The sequence below is a fragment of the Pseudomonas putida S13.1.2 genome (genome assembly GCF_000498395.2).
GTDB lineage: Bacteria > Pseudomonadota > Gammaproteobacteria > Pseudomonadales > Pseudomonadaceae > Aquipseudomonas > Aquipseudomonas putida_Q.
In genome coordinates this window covers 1,750,909-1,768,533 of the sequence record NZ_CP010979.1, presented here as the reverse complement: position 1 = coordinate 1,768,533, position 17,625 = coordinate 1,750,909, and the positions used below count along the sequence as shown (strand labels likewise).

Genomic DNA, 17,625 nt, shown 5'->3' with positions numbered 1-17,625 from the left:
GCGCAGCAGACCAAGGAATGACCTGCCACCCCTGGAGGCAAGCATGGCCAGACATATCATCCACTTCACCGGGCCGATCAACTCTTCGACCTGTGGCAACCTGATCAACACCTGTTCGCGGGCGTTGCAACAGGGCGCCGAGATCCTGCAACTGAACATCGCCACCATGGGTGGCGAGTGCAGTTATGGCTTTACCCTGTACAACTTCCTGCGGGCATTGCCGGTCGAGGTGCATACCCACAACCTGGGCACGGTGGAGTCCATGGGCAATATCCTGTTCCTGGCCGGGGAACGGCGCACGGCGTGCAGTTTCAGCAAGTTCCTGTTCCACCCGTTTCACTGGACCCTGCACGGGTCAGTGGACCATTCGCGCATGGCAGAGTATGCGATGAGTTTGGATTATGATTTGCGGTTATATGCGCAGATCGTTGCCGAACGAACCCAGGGGGCGACGGAAGTGCTGGATGTACCGCGGTACCTGATGGCCTACCCGCGGATTCTGGGGCCACATGAGGCGCTGGATAGCGGGATGATTCATGCCATCGACGAGATGCCGATCGAGGCGCAGTCAGTTCAGTGGAGCGTGCATGCCTAGGGTTTGCCTTTGCCGGCCTCTTCGCAGCTGCGAAAACGCCCGCAAGGGATCACCAGGCTCACCGAACTGACGCGGCGGTGGCCCTGTCGCAGGCCAACAGCGAGCGGATCAGCATTTTGATCTCGCCCTTGAGCCCAGGCGCCTGGTCCAGGTGGGCAAAGCGGCAATCGGCAATTTCATGCCGCGCCTTGGGCTGGGGCGCGTCGGCAAACTCTGCTTCGAACACGTAATGCATACGCTCGGGGGCCTCGTGGCGCATCAACAAGGTTAGCGACTCGGCGCGCAACCCGGTCTCTTCCAGCAACTCACGCTCCGCAGCCTGCACAGGCGTCTCGCCAGGCTCGATCTTGCCACCGGGTAGAGTCCAGGCGCCGTTGGATTTTCTCACCCATAACCATTTATGAGTTTGCTTGCCATGGCGGCAGATGATGGTGGCGCGGTCCTTGTTCAGCTTCATTCAGGCTCCTTGACGATGAGCGTATTGCATGAAGATTCGGCCGTTGGCGGCAATAAACGTTGCGTTTAACCCGACGAACGGTCAAGGCACCTAACCTGTCACTACCGCCTTGGGCCCGCCACGCAAACATTTTGCCGGCGTAAGTTTCGTGCCGCTGGTCAGTTGCCGGTAAACGCATTGAGCAGAGCCGGGCAACGGCGGCTCGGAAACTAGGCATGGCACAGATTGATGCCACTTAGCCAATCCATCGCAAGGAGAACCCACATGGCGCAGGATCAAGAGCGGACAAGCCAGCGCGGCGGTACCAAGGAAACCAACCCGGGCAACTTCGCCAATGACCGGGAAAGGGCTTCGCGTGCGGGTCACAAGGGGGGCCAGGCGTCTGGCGGCAATTTCGCCAACGACCGACAGCGTGCCTCGGAAGCCGGCCGCAAGGGTGGCCAGAACAGCCACGGCGGGGGCCGCACCCCCTGAGTGAATCCACTCACTGAATGCCCAGTACCCACCAGGTACCCGGCAGCGATTTCGGGTTTGCCGACCCGGAATCGCGCCATGACTTGCCAGGAGAAACGAGCATGCGCGCATTGACCTACCACGGCGCAGGGGATGTCCGCGTCGACAACGTTGCCGAGCCCGACCTGCAGGAAGACGACGATATCCTGCTGCGGGTAACGGCCACCGCCATCTGCGGTTCCGACCTGCACCTGTACCGGGGCAAGATCCCCATGGTCGAGCAAGGCGATATCCTTGGCCACGAATTCATGGGCATCGTCGAAGAGGTGGGCAGCGCGGTAACCGCTGTGCGCCCGGGTGACCGAGTGGTGATTCCGTTTGTCATCGCCTGCGGTGACTGCTTTTTCTGCCAGCACGACCTGTTTGCCGCCTGCGAAACGACCAACACGGGGCGCGGCGCGCTGCTGAACAAGAAGGCCATCCCGTCTGGCGCAGCGCTGTTCGGCTACAGCCACCTGTATGGCGGCATACCTGGCGGGCAGGCTGACTATGTGCGGGTGCCCAAGGGCAATGTGGGGCCGTTCAAGGTACCGGGGCACCTGGCCGACGATCAGGTGCTGTTTCTTTCGGACATTCTGCCCACAGCCTGGCAGGCAGTGCTCAATGCCGAAGTTGGCAAGGGCTCGTCACTGGCAATCTATGGCGCCGGCCCGGTCGGGCTGCTGTCTGCCGCCTGCGCACGCATGCTGGGGGTGGAGCAGATCTTCATGGTCGATGAATGCGGCTACCGCCTGGACTATGCCCACCAGGCCTATGGGGTGATTCCGGTCAATTTTGCCCATGACGACGACCCGGCCGATACCATCGTGCGCCAGACCGCCGGCATGCGTGGGGTAGATGCGGTGATCGATGCCGTGGGCTTCGAAGCCAAGGGCAGCACGACTGAAACGGTCCTGACAGCGCTGAAGCTCGAAGGCAGCAGCGGCAAGGCCCTGCGCCAGAGCATCGCGGCAGTGCGCAGAGGTGGTGTGGTGAGTGTACCGGGGGTGTATGCGGGGTTTATTCATGGTTTTCTGTTTGGCGACGCCTTCGACAAGGGCCTGACCTTTCGCATGGGGCAAACCCACGTGCAACGCTACCTGCCGGAGTTGCTGGCACATATCGAAGCCGGGCGGCTGGACCCGCAGGCCATCGTCACCCACCGCATGGCGCTGGAGGATGCCGCGCGTGCCTACGAGCTGTTCGATGAACAACAGGAGCGCTGTCGCAAGGTGATTCTGGTGCCTGGTGCGGCCCCGGACCCGCGCTACTAAAATGCCGTAGCACGCTGAAATGGCCGCTTGTGCCAATTGTTCGACAAAATTTTGAATCTTCTGGCCATGGCCCGATCAATCAGGTTGTCATCCATGGAGAAGAGGAGGCCCCCTGCGATGCCTAGCCCACAGCTTTACATCATCGATTACCAACTGCATGGCCAACCGCGCAGTTTCATCATTCGCCTGGAACGCCTGGATAATGCCGAAGCCTGGCATTGGGCAAGTTGCGATGCGGGCATCGGCATCATTCCCAAATTCGGGCGTGAGAAGATCAAGAAGATCAGCCGGCCAATGGCTGAGCGCTACGGGATTACCGGCGTGAGCTGGCGGATTTCGGGGAGCAAGCCGAGCCAGTCGGTGGGAGACCCGGCGGCGATGGTGTAATACCACCTCAGCCGGGCATGCAACCATGCTGCAGCGGGCTGACCAGCTGCAGCATGGTGCGTCGATAAACGCTTTGTCAGGCGCCGGACTCGGGGTCACTGGCCGGGACGCCGGGGCGATTGTCCTCGTCGTCGGTCACATTGGGGTCGGCATCCGGGTCATCCGCTTGGTCGTTGCGGCGATCCGGTTCAAGCTCCGGCCAGTCATCCTGCACATTGCCGCCACCCATCCGCAGTAAGTAATCCATCGTGCAATCCTCGTCTCTGATCCTCATGGGTTAAGAGCGACAGATCTATGACAGAAGTCCTTTGAATGCCGGCAGTCGCTGACCAACGGTGGTCTAGTCTTGGGTAACTTTTGCGGGCCTCTTCGCGGGTGAACCCGCTCCCACAGGGACAGCACAACCTTTGAAATGTGTGACGTTCCTGTAGGAGGGGGTTACCCGCGAGCGGCCCGCAAGGTCAACAGATCACTCCGGCTGTTTCAACACCAGGGTCAGGATGTCATAGCTGGCCACCAGCTCACCCAGCTGGTTGGTCACCTCGACATCCCACGCCACCACCCCCTGCGGCTGGCCCAGCGGGCTGGTCTTGCCCTGGTCGATCTTGCGCTTGCAGGTCAGGCGCGCCTGGATGGTATCGCCGATGCCCACCGGGTTGATGAAGCGCAGCGTATCCAGGCCATAGTTGGCCAGCACCGGCCCGGCACCGGGCGACACGAACAGCCCGGCTGCAGCCGACAGCACGAAGTAACCGTGGGCGATGCGTTTACCGAACTGCGATTGCTTGGCCGCGATTTCGTCAAAGTGCATGTAGAAATGGTCGCCCGACAGGCAGCCGAAGTTCACCAGGTCGGCTTCGGTCACGGTGCGGCGGTGGGTGAGCAGCGATTCACCGATGCGCAACTGCTCGAAGTAGCGGCGGAACGGGTGCACTTCGCTCTCGATCACTTCGCCACCGCGCACGTATTCGCCGGTAACCGCCGTGAGCATGCTCGGCGAGCCTTGTACGGCAGCGCGTTGCAGGTAGTGCTTGACCGCGCGCAAGCCACCCAGCTCTTCACCGCCGCCGGCGCGGCCCGGGCCGCCGTGCTTGAGCTGCGGCAGCGGCGAGCCGTGGCCGGTGGATTCCTTGGCGGCTTCACTGTCGAGTACCAGCAGGCGGCCATGCCAGGCCGCCGCCACCGGAATGGCCTTGGCGGCGATGCTGCGGTCGGCGGTGACCAAGGTCGCCACCAGGCTGCCTTTGCCCCGTGCGGCCAGTGCCAAGGCTTCGTCGAGGTCGTCGTAGGCCATCAGCGTGCTGACCGGGCCGAACGCTTCGATATCGTGGGCGCCGCCTTCGGCATGCGGGTCGCGGGCCTGCAGCAGGGTCGGGGCAAAGAATGCGCCCTCGGCCACACCATCGCCCCGCGGGGCGAAGCCATCGCTGGCGCCGAACAGCTGATCACAGCTTTGCAGCAGGCTGCGCACCCGCTCGGCTACGTCGTGCTGCTGGTCGTGAGAGGCCAGGGCGCCCATGCGTACGCCTTCCAGCGACGGGTCACCCACTACCACCTTGCTCAAACGCTCGCGCAAGCGCGTGGCAACGGCGTCGATGTGTTTGGCCGGCACGATGGCGCGGCGGATGGCGGTGCACTTCTGCCCGGCTTTGGTGGTCATTTCACGCACCACCTCCTTGATGTACAGGTCGAACTCCTCGCTGTCCGGGGTGACGTCCGGGCCGAGGATGGCGCAGTTCAGCGAGTCGGCTTCGGCGGTGAACGGTACCGAATTACGTATCAGGTTGGGCGTGACGCGCAATTTGGCGGCGGTATCGGCGGAACCGGTGAAGGTCACCACGTCCTGGCCTTGCAGGCGGTCGAGCAAGTCGCCGGTGCTGCCGATCACCAGTTGCAGGCTGCCCTCTGGCAGCAGGCCGGAGGCGTTCATCAGGCGTACGACGGCTTCGGTCAGGTAGCTGGTGGAAGTGGCCGGCTTGACGATGCACGGCATGCCCGCCAGGAAGGTCGGGGCGAACTTCTCCAGCATGCCCCAGATGGGGAAGTTGAAGGCGTTGATGTGCACCGCCACCCCTGCGCGCGGCACCAGGATGTGGCTGCCGGCGAAATGGCCTTGCTTGCCCAGCGCGATGGCCGGGCCCTCATGCACCAGGTTGCCCGACGGCAGCTCGCGGCTGCCGATGCCGGCGTAGGCGAACAACGTGGCGTTGCCGCCTTCGATGTCGATCCAGCTGTCGGCACGGGTGGCGCCGCTATGGTGCGACAGGGTGTACAGCTGTTCCTTGCGTTCGGCCAGGTACAGGGCCAGCGCTTTCAGGCGTGCAGCGCGTTGCTGGAAATCCATGGCCGTCAGGCTGGCCAGGCCGCGAGCACGGGCAAAGTCGACGGCTTCGGCGAAGTCCGGGCGCTCTTCGTGGCTGTAGGCCAGTACGTGGCCGTCGAGGGCGCTGCGCAGGGCCTGGGCGCCGTGCTGGCCGAGCCAGCGGCCGGCGATGAAGCTTTGCAGAGTAGGGGCGGCAGACATGCTGTTCTCCATGCTGTTCAAATGTAGGGGGGCGCTGTTACCACAGCGCCAGGGTGTAGCCGATGATCAGGCGGTTTTCGTCCACGGCGTTGGTCAGGCCATTGCCGGAACGGAAGGTGACGTTGCGCCAGCGCAGGCTCACGTCCTTGAACGGGCCGCTCTGGATGACGTAGGTGATGTCGGTGTCGCGCTCGCGCTCGCGGCCATTGCTGACAGTGGCGGTTTCGGCGTGACGGCCGTCGGTGTAGCGCGTCATGAAACTCAGGCCGGGGATGCCCATGGCGACAAAGTCGTAGTCATAGCGCACTTGCCAGGAGTCCAGCCCGGCACGGGTGAAGGTGTTGTAGGTCACCAGGTTGACGGTGAACGGGTCGCCGCCGTTGACGAACGGGAAGGCACTGTCGCCCGACATCTGTTGCCAGGTGGCGGTGAACTTGTGCGCCCGCACGCCGAGGGTGAACATGGCGTTGAAGTTGCGGTTGTCGATGTTGCCAGCGCGCTCGGCGCCGTCGTTGCGGCTGTCGAAGTAGCGCAGGTCGCTGCGCAGGCTCACGCCTTCGCTCAAGGGGCGGGTATCGATCAGGCCGACGAACTGCTGGCGGTAGATATCCTCGAGCTTGGCGTAGTAGTAGCTGACGCTGGTTTGCGGGGTGATGGCGTAGCTGCCACCGCCAAAGTCCAGGTGGTCACTGCTGGCAGCGCCATAGCCGATGTCGTCGCGGCCCGAGGAGTCGCGCAGGTTGGCCTTGGTCAGGCGGCCGGCGTTGACGGTAAGGCCATCGAGATCCTGGCTGGTCAGCAGGCCGCCCTGGAAGGTGGACGCCAGCAGGCGGGTGTCGTTGTAGACCACCACCGGCAGGATCGGTTGCAGCGTGCCCAGGCGCAGGGTGCTTTTGGACACGCGGATTTTGCCGGTCAGGCCCAGTTCGCTGTAATCATCAACCGGTTCGTGGCTATTCGGGCCGAAGGGCAGCAGCCCGGTATTGCGGCGGTCGCGGCTGGAGTCGAGCTTGATACCCAACTGGCCCATGGCGTCAACGCCAAAGCCGACCGGGCCCTCGGTGAAGCCCGATTCCAGCTTGGCGGTGAAGCCCTGGCCCCATTCCTCTGCCTTGGCCTGCGGGGCGTTGCTCTGGCGAAAGTCGCGGTTGATGTAGTGGTTGCGCAGCTCCAGGCGTGCGTGGCTGTCGCCGATGAAATCGGCCATCGCCGGCACTGGCAAGGCGAGTGTGGCCAGCCAGGCAGCTGACATGATGTGCGTGCGGTTCATTGTTGTTGTTTTACCCGACATGGTTGTTCGTCCCTGAGGTCAGTGCTTGCTGGCGCCGGCAGCGCCGATACCGGTCATGGAGCGGATGAACTGGGCCAGGTAGCGGCCACGCTCTTCACTGGCACGTTCGGAGCTGTCGGTAACCGAGAACACCCACGCACTGAGGAATGCCAGGCTCATGGAGAACAACGCCGGGTTGCTGTACGGGAACAGCGCTTTCTCATGATGCAGCACGTTGACCCACACTGCCGGGCCCAGTACCACTAGCAGCACCGCCGACGCCAGGCCGGCCATGCTGCCGCACACCGCGCCGCGGGTGGTCAGGCCTTTCCAGAACATCGAAAGGAGCAGTACCGGGAAGTTGACCGAGGCAGCCACCGCCAGCACCAGGCCGGAGAGGAAGGCGATGTTCTGCGACTCGAACATCAGGCCGAGCATTACCGCCAGCAGGCCGATCAGCAGGGTGGCGATACGCGATACGCGCATTTCCTCCTGTTCGGTGGCCTTGCCTTGGCGGATCACGCAGGCATACAGATCGTGGGAGACCGCCGATGCGCCGGACAGCGCCAGGCCGGCGACCACGGCAAGGATGGTGGCGAAGGCCACGGCAGAGATGAAGCCAAGGAACAAGTTGCCACCGACAGCCTGGGCCAGGTGCACGGCGATCATGTTGCCGCCGCCAATGATTGCACCGGTGGCGTCGCGGTAGGACGGCTCGGTGCCGACCATCACGATGGCACCAAAGCCGATGACGATCAGCAGCAGGTAGAAGTAACCGATGAAACCAGTGGCGTAGAACACGCTCTTGCGTGCTTCCTTGGCATCACTGACGGTAAAGAAGCGCATCAGGATATGCGGCAGGCCGGCAGTGCCGAACATCATGCCCAAGCCGAGGGAAATGGCATCCACCGGGTTGGATAGCAGGCCGCCCGGGGCCATGATGGCCTGGCCCTTGGCATGCACGGCCACGGCGCTGGCGAACATGGCCTCGGTGCTGAAGCCAAAGTGCTTGAGCACCATGAACGCCATGAAGCTGGTGCCCGACAGCAGCATCACCGCCTTGATGATCTGCACCCAAGTAGTGGCGAGCATGCCGCCGAAGGTCACGTAGGCAACCATCAGTACGCCGACCAGCATCACGGCGTACAGGTAGCTGATGCCGAACAGCAGCTCGATCAGCTTGCCGGCACCGACCATCTGCGCCACCAGGTACATCAGTGCCACGACCAGGGTGCCAAACGCCGAAGTCAGGCGCACCGGGGTTTGTGCCAGGCGGTAACTGACTACATCGGCAAAGGTGTACTTGCCCAGGTTGCGCAGCCGTTCGGCGATCAAAAACAGAATGATCGGCCAGCCGGCCAGCACGCCCAGGGCATACAACAGGCCGTCATAGCCGTTCATGAACATCATCGCGGAAATGCCCAGGAAGGAGGCGGCGCTGATCATGTCGCCGGCAATCGCCAGGCCGTTCTGCATGCCGGTCAGGCCCCCGCCGGCGGTATAGAAGTCGCTGGCCGAGCGGGTGCGCAAGGCAGCCCAGCGGGTGACCAGCAGGGTGAAGCAGACGAACACCATGAACATCGAGATGGCAGTCCAGTTCATTGTGCACACTCCTGCTTGACCTTTTCGTTGAGCGGGTCGAGCACATTGTTGGCGCGGTGCACGTAGATGCCGGTCAGGGCAAAGGACAGCAGCACCATCAGCACACCCACCAGCATGCCGACGGTAGTCACACCGCCGCTGAGGGACTGGCCAAGGGTGCTGGGAGAGAACGCCACCAGCAGGACGAAGCCGTAGTAGATCACCAGCATGGCCAGGGTCAGGCTGCCGTTGAGGCGGCGTTTACGCCGCACCAGGTGCTGGAAATCGGGGTGGTTGGCGATGCTTTCTATGCGTTCGGGTGTCATGGCAAGCGATCTCTTGGTTTTGTAATTGTTTTGTTGAGGTCACGCGGGGGTTGCGTTCGGCGCTGACTACCCGATCTCTGTAGGAGCGGCCTTGTGTCGCGAAAGGGTCGCAACGCGACCCCATTGGCTCCGATCAAAAAATTGCCGGGGCTGCTACGCAGCCCTTTCGCGACACAAGGCCGCTCCTACAGGGACCGTTTTAACAGTCCGAGCGGTTTTCTTTAGAGCTGGTCGAAGTCGAGCACCACCTTGTCGCTTACCGGGTAGGTCTGGCACGACAGCACATACCCGGCTGCCACTTCGTAGTCTTCAAGGGCATGGTTGCTGTCCATTTCCACTTCCCCCTCGATCACCCGGCACTTGCAGGTCGAGCACACACCGGCCTTGCACGAGTAGGGCAGTTCGGCGCCGCTGGCATTGCCGGCGTCCAGCACGTTCTGGGTGTTGCGTGGCAAGTCGAAGGTGAGGGCACGGCCGTCGCTGATCACGGTGATGTGGCTGAGCGCCGAATCCACCTGGCGTGCGGCCTCACGGGCTTCGCGGCGGGTTTCGCTGCCGTCGGCGGCGAACAGCTCGAAATGAATGCGCTCCTTGCCCAGGCCATTGGCCTGCAGGCTGTCACGCACGGTTTCGGTCATCGCCTGTGGGCCGCAGATGAAGGCCGCGTCCAGGCCTGGAACGTCCAGCCAGCGCGAAAACAGCTGGCCGCACTTGTCGGCGTCGATGCGACCGTTGTACAGGTCGACGTCCTGCTGCTCGCGGCTGAACACGAAAATCAGGTTCAGGCGGTCGAGGTAGCGGTTTTTCAGGTCTTCGAGCTTGTCGCGAAACAGCGCCCCAGAGCTGGAACGGTTGCCGTACAGCAAGGTGAAGCGGCTGTGCGGCTCGCTGTCCAGGGTGGTACCGATAATCGACAGGATTGGGGTAATGCCGCTGCCGGCGGCCACGCCCAGGTAATTGCCCTGGCGGGCAGGGTCCAGCGGCACGAAGAAGCTGCCCGATGGCGGCATCACCTCCAGTTGCTGGCCGGCCTTGAGCACTTCATTGGCAAACGCCGAGAAACGCCCGCCTGGCACGCGCTTGACGGCCACGCGCAGCTCGCCGTCCTGCACGGCGCTGCAGATAGAGTAAGAGCGGCGGACCTCTTCGTTGTCCAGTTGCGTACGCATGACCAGATACTGGCCCTGGGTGAAACGGAACTGCGCCTGCAGGTGCTCGGGCACGTCGAAGGCAATCGAAACCGCATCACGGGTTTCGTTGCGCACTTGCTTGATGGTCAGGCTGTGAAACTGGCTCATGGCGTTCTCCACGGCTCAAATGCATTTGAAATAGTCGAACGGCTCCAGGCACTCGCGGCAGCGGTACAGCGCCTTGCAAGCGGTGGAACCGAACTGGCTGAGCAATTCGGTATGGGCGCTGCCGCACTGCGGGCAGCACACCTGGGGCGCTTCACCTAGCAGGCTGCGCTTGCTGGCGCTGCCTTGCGGCGGGGCGATGCCGTAGAGGCGCAGGCGCTCGCGGCCCAGCTCGCTGATCCAGTCGGTGCTCCACGCCGGGGTCAACCGGCGTTCAAGATCCGGTGCGGGGAAGCCCGCCTGCTCCAGCGCCTGCCGGATATCACCCTCGATCACCTCGGTGGCCGGGCAGCCGGAGTAGGTCGGCGTGACCACCAGGTGCAGGTGGCCGGCGCGCCAGTCGAGGTCGCGGACTATTCCCAGGTCGACCACGCTGACCACAGGCACTTCCGGGTCCATGACCTGGGCCAGGACCTCCCAGGCCCGGGCCAGGTCGTCGCCGCGTGCCGGCCGCGCGCCACGGTCGCCGGCGATCAGCTCACCAGGTTGCATCGGGGTAGGCCCTTGGCAGGAACTGCATCTCGGCCAGCAGCAGCCCCAGGTGCTCGGTGTGCAGGCCTTTGCGACTGTCCAGGTAGAAGTGGCTGGCAGCCTTGGGCAGCGGCAGCTCGACAGACGCGAAAGTCTCGCTCACCTGTTTGAGCCACGCAGCACCCACGGTGGCAGGGTCGGCGGCAATATCCGCTTCGGCCAACTGCACCTCGTTGTCGCTAGCGGCCGTCAGTTCGACGGTGAAGCGCCACAGTGCCGCAATGGCGGCGAGCATGCGTTGGCGGCTTTCTTCTGTACCGCCCCCCATGCGCTGCACCCACTCGCTGGAACGGCGCAGGTGGTAGGTGACTTCCTTGAGTGCCTTGGCGGCGATACCGGCGATACGCTCGTCGCGGGCCCCGACCAAGCCCTGTAGCACGGCGAAGTGCCAGGCGTCGTAGAGGAACTGCTTGGTCATGGTCACGGCGAAATCACCGTTGGGTTGCTCGACCAGCAGCAAGTTGCGGTAGGCGCGCTCGTCTCGGCGGAAGGCCAGGGCGTCGGCGTCGCGACCGTCGTCAAGCAGTTCGGCTGCGTATTCCAGCCAGTTGCGCGCCTGGCCGACCAGGTCGAGGCCAACGTTCATCAGGGCAAGCTCTTCTTCGATGGCAGGGGCGTGGCCGCACCATTCGCAGAGGCGCTGGCCTTGGACCAGGGCACTGTCGCCGAGCAGCAGCAGGTAAGGGATCAGGGCTTCGTTGTGCATGGCCAACCTCACATGTGTCCGACTTCATCGGGCAGCTCGTAGAAGCTGGCATGGCGGTAGACCTTGTCGTCCGAAGGAGCGAACAGCGGGTCTTTCTCGTCGGGGGAGGAGGCGGTGATCAGCGCCGAAGGCACCACCCACAGGCTGACGCCCTCGCTGCGGCGGGTGTACAGCTCGCGGGCATTTTCGATGGCCATGGCGGCATCGGCGGCGTGCACGCTGCCGACATGCTTGTGGTTAAGGCCGTGCTTGCTGCGCACGAACACTTCGTAGAGGGTCCAGACAGACATTTTCGATCTCCGCATCAATCGCCGCTCAGGCGGCGTTCTTGTTCTGTTGCTTGCGCGCGTAGGCCACGGCGGCCTCGCGTACCCAGGCGCCGTCCTCGATGGCCTTGCGGCGGGTGGCGACACGTTCCTGGTTGCACGGGCCGTTGCCCTTGATCACCTCGTAAAACTCGTCCCACTGGATTTCGCCGAAGTCGTAGTGACCGCGCTCGGCGTTCCACTTCAGTTCAGGGTCGGGGGCGGTGCAGCCGAGCAGTTCGAGCTGCGGCACGGTCTGGTCGATGAAACGCTGGCGCAGTTCATCGTTGGTCTGGCGCTTGATCTTCCAGGCCATGGACTGGGCGCTGTTGGGGGAGTGTTCGTCGCTGGGGCCGAACATCATCAGCGATGGCCACCACAGGCGATTGATCGCGTCCTGGACCATGTCGCGCTGGGCCTGGGTGCCGTGACGCATCATGGTCAGGAGAATTTCGTAGCCCTGGCGCTGGTGGAAGCTCTCTTCCTTGCAGATACGGATCATTGCGCGGGAGTAGGGGCCATAGGAGGTGCGCTGCAGCACCACCTGGTTGACGATTGCGGCGCCATCCACCAGCCAGCCCACTGCGCCCATGTCCGCCCAGCTGAGGGTGGGGTAGTTGAAGATGCTCGAGTACTTGGCCTTGCCGCTGTGCAGCTTGGCGATTTCTTCGTCGCGGTCGGCGCCCAGGGTTTCCATGGCGCTGTACAGGTACAGGCCGTGGCCGGCTTCATCCTGGATCTTGGCCATCAGTTGCAGCTTGCGCTTGAGGCTCGGCGCGCGGGTGACCCAGTTGCCTTCGGGCAGCATGCCGATGATTTCCGAGTGGGCGTGCTGGGAGATCTGCCGGATCAAGGTCTGGCGGTAGGCCTCGGGCATCCAGTTCTTGGCTTCGATCTTGATTTCGGCGTCGATCTTTTCCTGGAAGTTGCGTTCCTCGGGGGACATTTCTTCCAGCGACTTGACGCGCTTGACTCCGGTTTCCACTAGCTGTGCGTACATGTGCGGCGACTCCTGCTAAGGCATGAGTCATTTGTAAGCGATACAAAACATAACGTCAAACAGTTTTATGTGTATCAGATAAGATTTGTGTATCGCTTTTCGGCCTCTTCGCGGGCAAACCCGCTCCCACAGGGGTTGCGCGGCACCTGTAAGCGCGCATAAAACGAAAAAAAAAAGCCCCGGACAATGCCGGGGCCGACAAGGCAACCGAATGAATCAGCTGGCCAACCGTTTGTCGTACACGTGGCACGCCTTGCCCTCTGAACGCTTGAGCGTGCCGCAAGGCTGCAGGTGCACCTGGGTACTGATGCCGATGTAGGTCTTGATCTGCTTGCTCAGCTCCCCTATGACCAGCTTGCGCTGGCCTTCATCGAGGTGCTGGCACTCTGCACGCAATTCAACATGCACCTCGACACTGTCCAGGTTGCCATTGCGATACAGATGAATCTCATACATTTCTGAAAGCTGTTTTATTTTCAGCACCTGCTCCTCGATCTGGGTCGGGAACACGTTGACGCCGCGAATGATCAGCATGTCGTCGCTGCGCCCGGTGATCTTGCCGATCCGCCGCATCGGCCTGGCGGTACCGGGCAGCAGGCGGGTGAGGTCGCGGGTGCGGTAGCGCACCATCGGCAGCGCCTCCTTGCTTAGCGAGGTGAACACCAGTTCGCCCAGCTGGCCGTCTGGCAAAACCTGGCCGGTGACCGGGTCGATGATCTCGGGGTAGAAATGGTCTTCCCAGATGGTCGGGCCGTCCTTGGTCTCGATGCACTCCATCGCCACCCCGGGGCCCATGATTTCCGACAGGCCATAGATGTCGAGGGCATCGATACCCAGGCGCTGCTCGATCGAGCGGCGCAGCTCATCGGTCCAGGGCTCGGCACCGAAAATGCCCAGGCGCAGCTTGAGGTCATGCGGGTCGATGCCCTGGCGCTCAATCTCGTCGGCCAGGTTGAGCATGTAGGACGGTGTGACCATGATGATGTCGGGCTGGAAGTCGCGGATCAGCTGCACCTGCTTCTCGGTCTGGCCACCGGACATCGGGATTACCGTGCAGCCCAGGCGCTCGGCGCCGTAATGCGCGCCAAGCCCCCCGGTGAACAGGCCGTAGCCGTAGGAAACATGCACCTTGTCACCTTTGCGCCCGCCAGCAGCGCGGATCGAGCGGGCGACCACATTGGCCCAGGTATGAATGTCGTTCTGCGTGTAGCCGACCACCGTGGGCTTGCCGGTGGTACCACTGGAAGCATGCAGGCGTACCACTTCCTCCTGAGGGACGGCAAACATGCCGTAGGGGTAGTTGTCGCGCAGGTCGTTCTTGCCGGTGAAGGGGAACTTCGCCAGGTCTTCCAGGCACGTGAGGTCGTCGGGGTGGGCGCCGCATTCGGCAAAGCGCTGGCGGTACAGCGGCACATTGTCGTAGGCGTGCTTCAGGCTCCAGCGCAGGCGCTCCAGCTGGTGCTGGCGCAGGGCGTCGACACTGGCGGTTTCCATCGGGTCCAACAGGGCACGGTCGGCATCATGGTGCATGTTCATGGCTTCACTCGAATTGTTCTTGTACGCCGCGCAGCGCCGGTTGCGGGCCGCGCGGTGAGTGTCATGAGCGCAGCATATACGGCTGCGTTCGGTTCGGTAACAGGCTGACGGTCTGATCCGCTCAGAGGCGCTCGATGACCATGGCGATACCCTGGCCAACGCCAATGCACATGGTGCACAGGGCATAGCGGCCGGCGGTTTCTTCCAGTTCGTGCAGCGCGGTGGTCACCAGGCGTGCACCGCTCATGCCCAGCGGATGGCCGAGGGCGATGGCTCCGCCGTTGCGGTTGACGCGGGGGTCGTCGTCGGCCAGGCCCAGTTCGCGCAACACTGCCAAGCCCTGGGCGGCGAAGGCTTCGTTGAGCTCGATGACGTCCAGGTCGGCCAGCGACAAACCCGTCAGTTCAAGCACCTTGCGGGTTGCCGGCACCGGGCCGATGCCCATCAGCCGCGGCTCGACCCCGGCCACCGCCATGCCGACGATACGGCCGCGGGCTTTCAAACCATGGCGGCGGGCAGCAGCGCTGCTGGCCAGCAGCAAGGCGCAGGCGCCGTCGTTGACACCGGAGGCATTGCCGGCGGTGACGCTACCGCCCTCACGGAATGGCGTGCCGAGGCGGGCCAGCTGTTCCAGCGTCGTGTCACCGCGCGGATGTTCATCGTGCTCGACCACTTTGGGCGGGCCTTTGCGTTGCGGGATCTCGACCGGCACGATTTCTTGCGCCAGGCGGCCCCGGGCCTGGGCAGTGGCCGCCTTGTGCTGGCTGCGCAGCGCGAAGGCATCCTGGTCGGCGCGAGAGATGGCAAACTGTTCCGCGACGTTTTCAGCCGTTTCCGGCATCGAATCGGTGCCGTAGGCAGCCTTCATCAGCGGATTGACAAAGCGCCAACCGATGGTGGTATCGAACAAGTCGGCTGCGCGGCCAAACGCCTGCTCCGACTTACCCATCACGAAGGGTGCTCGCGACATCGACTCCACGCCGCCAGCCAGCATTAGCCCGGCTTCACCGCAGCGCAGGGCGCGGGCCGCGTTGCCGATGGCGTCCAGGCCGGAACCGCACAGGCGGTTGATCGTGGTCCCCGGGACTTCGAGTGGCAGCCCGGCCAGCAGGCTGGCCATGTGGGCCACGTTGCGGTTGTCTTCCCCGGCCTGGTTGGCACAGCCGAGGATCACGTCGTCGACCGCTTTCCAGTCAAGCTCGGGGTGGCGCTGGATCAAGGCCTTCAGCGGGATGGCGGCGAGGTCGTCGGCACGTACGCCGCTCAACGCCCCGGCATAGCGGCCAATGGGGGTGCGCACGGCGTCGATGATCAGGGCGTCGGCGAGGGTAGGTTCAGTCATCTTGCGTCTCCTGCGCCAGCACGGTGCCGCGCACTTTGTAGGATTTGCCATGGAACATCGCCACCAGCTCACCGCGCTGGTTGTGGATGCGCACGTCGTACAGGCCGGTGCGGCCTTTGCGGCTGACCTCGCTGGCGTCGGCGGTGAGCACGTCATCGCGCAGCGCCGGGGCCAGGTAGTCGATGCTGCAGCCCAGTGCCACGGTGGCCTGGTCGTAGCTATTACAAGCGAAGGCAAAAGCCGAATCGGCCAGGGCGAACAGGAAGCCGCCATGGCAGGTGCCATGGCCCTGGATCATGTCGGCGCGCACCGGCATGCGCAGGCTTGCCCGGCCCGGGCCGGCATCCAACAGGCTGATGCCCAGGCCCTGAGTGGCCGGGTCGCGGGCATACATGGCATCGGCACAGGCTTGTGCCAGTTCGAGTTCAGTCATGCAGGGTGCCTCCTTTGGCCTCACAACGACGTAACAGCAGAGAAGGGCGGTAGCGGCTCTCGCCGTAGCTGCGCTGCAGGTTGTCGAGCACGCGCAATGTGTGGGTAATGCCGATGTTCGTAGCCCAGGCCAGCGGGCCACAGGGGTAATTGACACCGGCGCGCATGGCCAGGTCGATGTCAGCGGCGCTGCCGACGCCCTGCAACACGGCATCGGCGGCCTCGTTGGCGAGCATTGCCACGGTGCGCAGCACTACCAGGCCGGGCAGGTCGGCGACCGCAGTCACCTTGAGGCCAGCCCGCTGCAGCAGGGCCACCGCCTGGTCGCGAGCGGTTTCGGTGGTATCGGCCGACCAGCTGATGGCAATACGCGAGGCGGTGCTGTAGTCCAGCGCAAGATCGAGCAGCACCAGGTTGCGCAGGCCATCTTCACGGGCGCGCTGGCTGGCGAGGCGGCCATCGGACAGTGCCAGGGTGGCATCACCGACCTGGATCACGCCGCTGCCGGCGCGCTGAGTGACGGCAATCCCATTACGGCGCAGGCGTTCGGCCAGTGGCTGCAGCACACCCAGATGCCCCTCGATAACACAGGCTTCGGCGCTGGCGGGGCTGTGCAGTTCGGCCGGCCCAGGGCGCTGCGCGCCTTCGGCGTAGCTATAGAAGCCTTGGCCACTCTTGCGGCCGAGGCGGCCGGCATCCACCAGCTCTTTTTGCACCAGTGAAGGCTGGAAGCGGAAATCCCCATAGAATGCGTCGAACACCGAGCAGGTAACGGCGTAGTTGACGTCGTGGCCGATCAGGTCGGAAAGCTCGAACGCCCCCATGCGGAAGCCACCCGCATCACGGAGCAGCGCATCGAGGCTGGCGCAATCGGCGGCTCCCTCCTGCAGCAGGCGCAAGCTTTCGGCGTAAAAAGGCCGCGCCACACGGTTGACAATAAAGCCCGGTGTCGAACGCGTGTGCACCGGCTGTTTGCCCCAGGCCTGGGCGGTATCGTAGATACACGCGGCCACGGCCGGTTCGGTTGCCAGGCCCGACACCACCTCGACCAGCGCCATCAGCGGTGCCGGGTTGAAGAAGTGCATGCCCACCACTTGCTGCGGGCGTACAAGGCCGGCAGCAAGGCTGGTGATGGACAGCGACGAAGTGTTGCTGGCGATGATGCAATCAGCCGTGCACAGGGCTTCGAGCTGACTGAACAGCGCCTGCTTGACCTGCAGGTTCTCGACGATAGCCTCGATCACCAGGCCGGCATCAGCCAATGCTTCGAGCGTGTCGACCGGGCATAGCCGAAGGCTGATCATTTCGCGCTCTGCGGTCAGCAGCTTGCCTTTTTCCACGAGCCGGGCGAGTTGCCGTTCAATACCGGCCACTGCCTGGGCGGCAGCCCCCGGGCGGTTGTCGTAGAGCTTCACCGGGTGACCGGCCTGCGCCGCGACCTGGGCGATGCCGGCCCCCATGGCGCCGGCACCGATCACCGCTACTTGCACGTTGCTTGCGAGTGCGGCCATG

18 protein-coding genes and 1 pseudogene are annotated in these 17,625 nt (G+C 63.7%); 4 read left to right on the top strand and 15 right to left on the bottom strand.

Annotation, left to right across the window (positions count from 1 at the left end; genetic code table 11):
- Window positions 1-43 precede the first annotated feature (43 nt).
- Window positions 44-595 (top strand): ATP-dependent Clp protease proteolytic subunit, encoded by a 552-nt coding sequence (locus tag N805_RS08040; RefSeq protein WP_019470768.1) that lies wholly within the window; start codon window positions 44-46, stop codon window positions 593-595.
- 58 nt (window positions 596-653) lie between these two features.
- On the opposite strand, the gene N805_RS08035 is transcribed toward N805_RS08040, so the two are convergent.
- On the bottom strand, window positions 654-1,052 hold the full coding sequence (locus tag N805_RS08035; RefSeq protein WP_019470769.1) for an NUDIX hydrolase: 399 nt from the start codon (window positions 1,050-1,052) through the stop codon (window positions 654-656).
- A gap of 264 nt (window positions 1,053-1,316) precedes the next feature.
- On the opposite strand from N805_RS08035, the gene N805_RS08030 reads away from it, so the two are divergent.
- The 3 genes from N805_RS08030 to N805_RS08020 all read left to right on the top strand — a co-directional run bounded on the left by N805_RS08030 (window position 1,317) and on the right by N805_RS08020 (window position 3,205).
- Window positions 1,317-1,526, top strand: coding sequence for a general stress protein (locus N805_RS08030; RefSeq protein WP_019470770.1), 210 nt, complete (start codon window positions 1,317-1,319; stop codon window positions 1,524-1,526).
- A gap of 101 nt (window positions 1,527-1,627) precedes the next feature.
- A complete protein-coding gene (locus tag N805_RS08025; protein ID WP_019470771.1) occupies window positions 1,628-2,818 on the top strand; it encodes a zinc-dependent alcohol dehydrogenase in 1,191 nt (396 codons plus the stop codon).
- A 117-nt stretch (window positions 2,819-2,935) separates the two neighbouring features.
- On the top strand, window positions 2,936-3,205 hold the full coding sequence (locus N805_RS08020) for a DUF6555 family protein (RefSeq protein ID WP_016487162.1): 270 nt from the start codon (window positions 2,936-2,938) through the stop codon (window positions 3,203-3,205).
- 76 nt (window positions 3,206-3,281) lie between these two features.
- Here N805_RS08020 and N805_RS30485 read toward each other — a convergent pair whose 3' ends face one another.
- The 14 genes and pseudogenes from N805_RS30485 to paaH form a co-directional block, all read right to left on the bottom strand.
- On the bottom strand, window positions 3,282-3,452 hold the full coding sequence (locus N805_RS30485; protein WP_019470772.1) for a hypothetical protein: 171 nt from the start codon (window positions 3,450-3,452) through the stop codon (window positions 3,282-3,284).
- Between the two features lie 222 nt (window positions 3,453-3,674).
- Complete coding sequence (gene paaZ / locus N805_RS08015) at window positions 3,675-5,729, bottom strand: phenylacetic acid degradation bifunctional protein PaaZ (RefSeq protein WP_019470773.1); 2,055 nt, start codon at window positions 5,727-5,729, stop codon at window positions 3,675-3,677.
- A gap of 37 nt (window positions 5,730-5,766) precedes the next feature.
- Complete coding sequence (locus N805_RS08010; protein WP_019470774.1) at window positions 5,767-6,999, bottom strand: OprD family porin; 1,233 nt, start codon at window positions 6,997-6,999, stop codon at window positions 5,767-5,769.
- A 39-nt stretch (window positions 7,000-7,038) separates the two neighbouring features.
- A pseudogene (locus tag N805_RS08005) lies at window positions 7,039-8,601 on the bottom strand (cation acetate symporter); the annotation flags it as partial.
- Window positions 8,598-8,906, bottom strand: coding sequence for a DUF485 domain-containing protein (locus N805_RS08000; RefSeq protein WP_016499671.1), 309 nt, complete (start codon window positions 8,904-8,906; stop codon window positions 8,598-8,600). The gene N805_RS08000 and the pseudogene N805_RS08005, both read right to left, overlap by 4 nt.
- Window positions 8,907-9,127: 221 nt before the next feature.
- The gene (gene paaE / locus N805_RS07995) at window positions 9,128-10,204 is read right to left on the bottom strand and encodes a 1,2-phenylacetyl-CoA epoxidase subunit PaaE (protein ID WP_019470776.1); all 1,077 of its coding nucleotides are present in this window, start codon (window positions 10,202-10,204) and stop codon (window positions 9,128-9,130) included.
- Window positions 10,205-10,219: 15 nt separating this feature from the next.
- A complete protein-coding gene (gene paaD / locus N805_RS07990) occupies window positions 10,220-10,753 on the bottom strand; it encodes a 1,2-phenylacetyl-CoA epoxidase subunit PaaD (RefSeq protein ID WP_019470777.1) in 534 nt (177 codons plus the stop codon).
- Window positions 10,740-11,498, bottom strand: a complete 759-nt coding sequence (paaC, locus tag N805_RS07985; RefSeq protein WP_019470778.1) for a 1,2-phenylacetyl-CoA epoxidase subunit PaaC — start codon at window positions 11,496-11,498, stop codon at window positions 10,740-10,742. Before paaC ends, paaD begins: the two co-directional genes overlap by 14 nt.
- An 8-nt stretch (window positions 11,499-11,506) precedes the next feature.
- Complete coding sequence (paaB, locus tag N805_RS07980) at window positions 11,507-11,788, bottom strand: 1,2-phenylacetyl-CoA epoxidase subunit PaaB (protein ID WP_004374528.1); 282 nt, start codon at window positions 11,786-11,788, stop codon at window positions 11,507-11,509.
- A 25-nt stretch (window positions 11,789-11,813) separates the two neighbouring features.
- A complete protein-coding gene (gene paaA, locus N805_RS07975; RefSeq protein WP_019470779.1) occupies window positions 11,814-12,803 on the bottom strand; it encodes a 1,2-phenylacetyl-CoA epoxidase subunit PaaA in 990 nt (329 codons plus the stop codon).
- Between the two features lie 216 nt (window positions 12,804-13,019).
- Entirely contained in the window at window positions 13,020-14,339 is a 1,320-nt protein-coding gene (gene paaK, locus N805_RS07970; protein ID WP_019470780.1) for a phenylacetate--CoA ligase PaaK, read from the bottom strand.
- Window positions 14,340-14,460: 121 nt separating this feature from the next.
- Window positions 14,461-15,681, bottom strand: coding sequence for a 3-oxoadipyl-CoA thiolase (gene pcaF / locus N805_RS07965; protein WP_019470781.1), 1,221 nt, complete (start codon window positions 15,679-15,681; stop codon window positions 14,461-14,463).
- On the bottom strand, window positions 15,674-16,114 hold the full coding sequence (gene paaI, locus N805_RS07960) for a hydroxyphenylacetyl-CoA thioesterase PaaI (RefSeq protein WP_019470782.1): 441 nt from the start codon (window positions 16,112-16,114) through the stop codon (window positions 15,674-15,676). The genes pcaF and paaI overlap by 8 nt, the downstream gene beginning before the upstream one ends.
- Window positions 16,107-17,624, bottom strand: a complete 1,518-nt coding sequence (gene paaH / locus N805_RS07955) for a 3-hydroxyacyl-CoA dehydrogenase PaaH (RefSeq protein WP_019470783.1) — start codon at window positions 17,622-17,624, stop codon at window positions 16,107-16,109. The genes paaI and paaH overlap by 8 nt, the downstream gene beginning before the upstream one ends.
- Between the last annotated feature and the right edge of the window lies 1 nt (window position 17,625).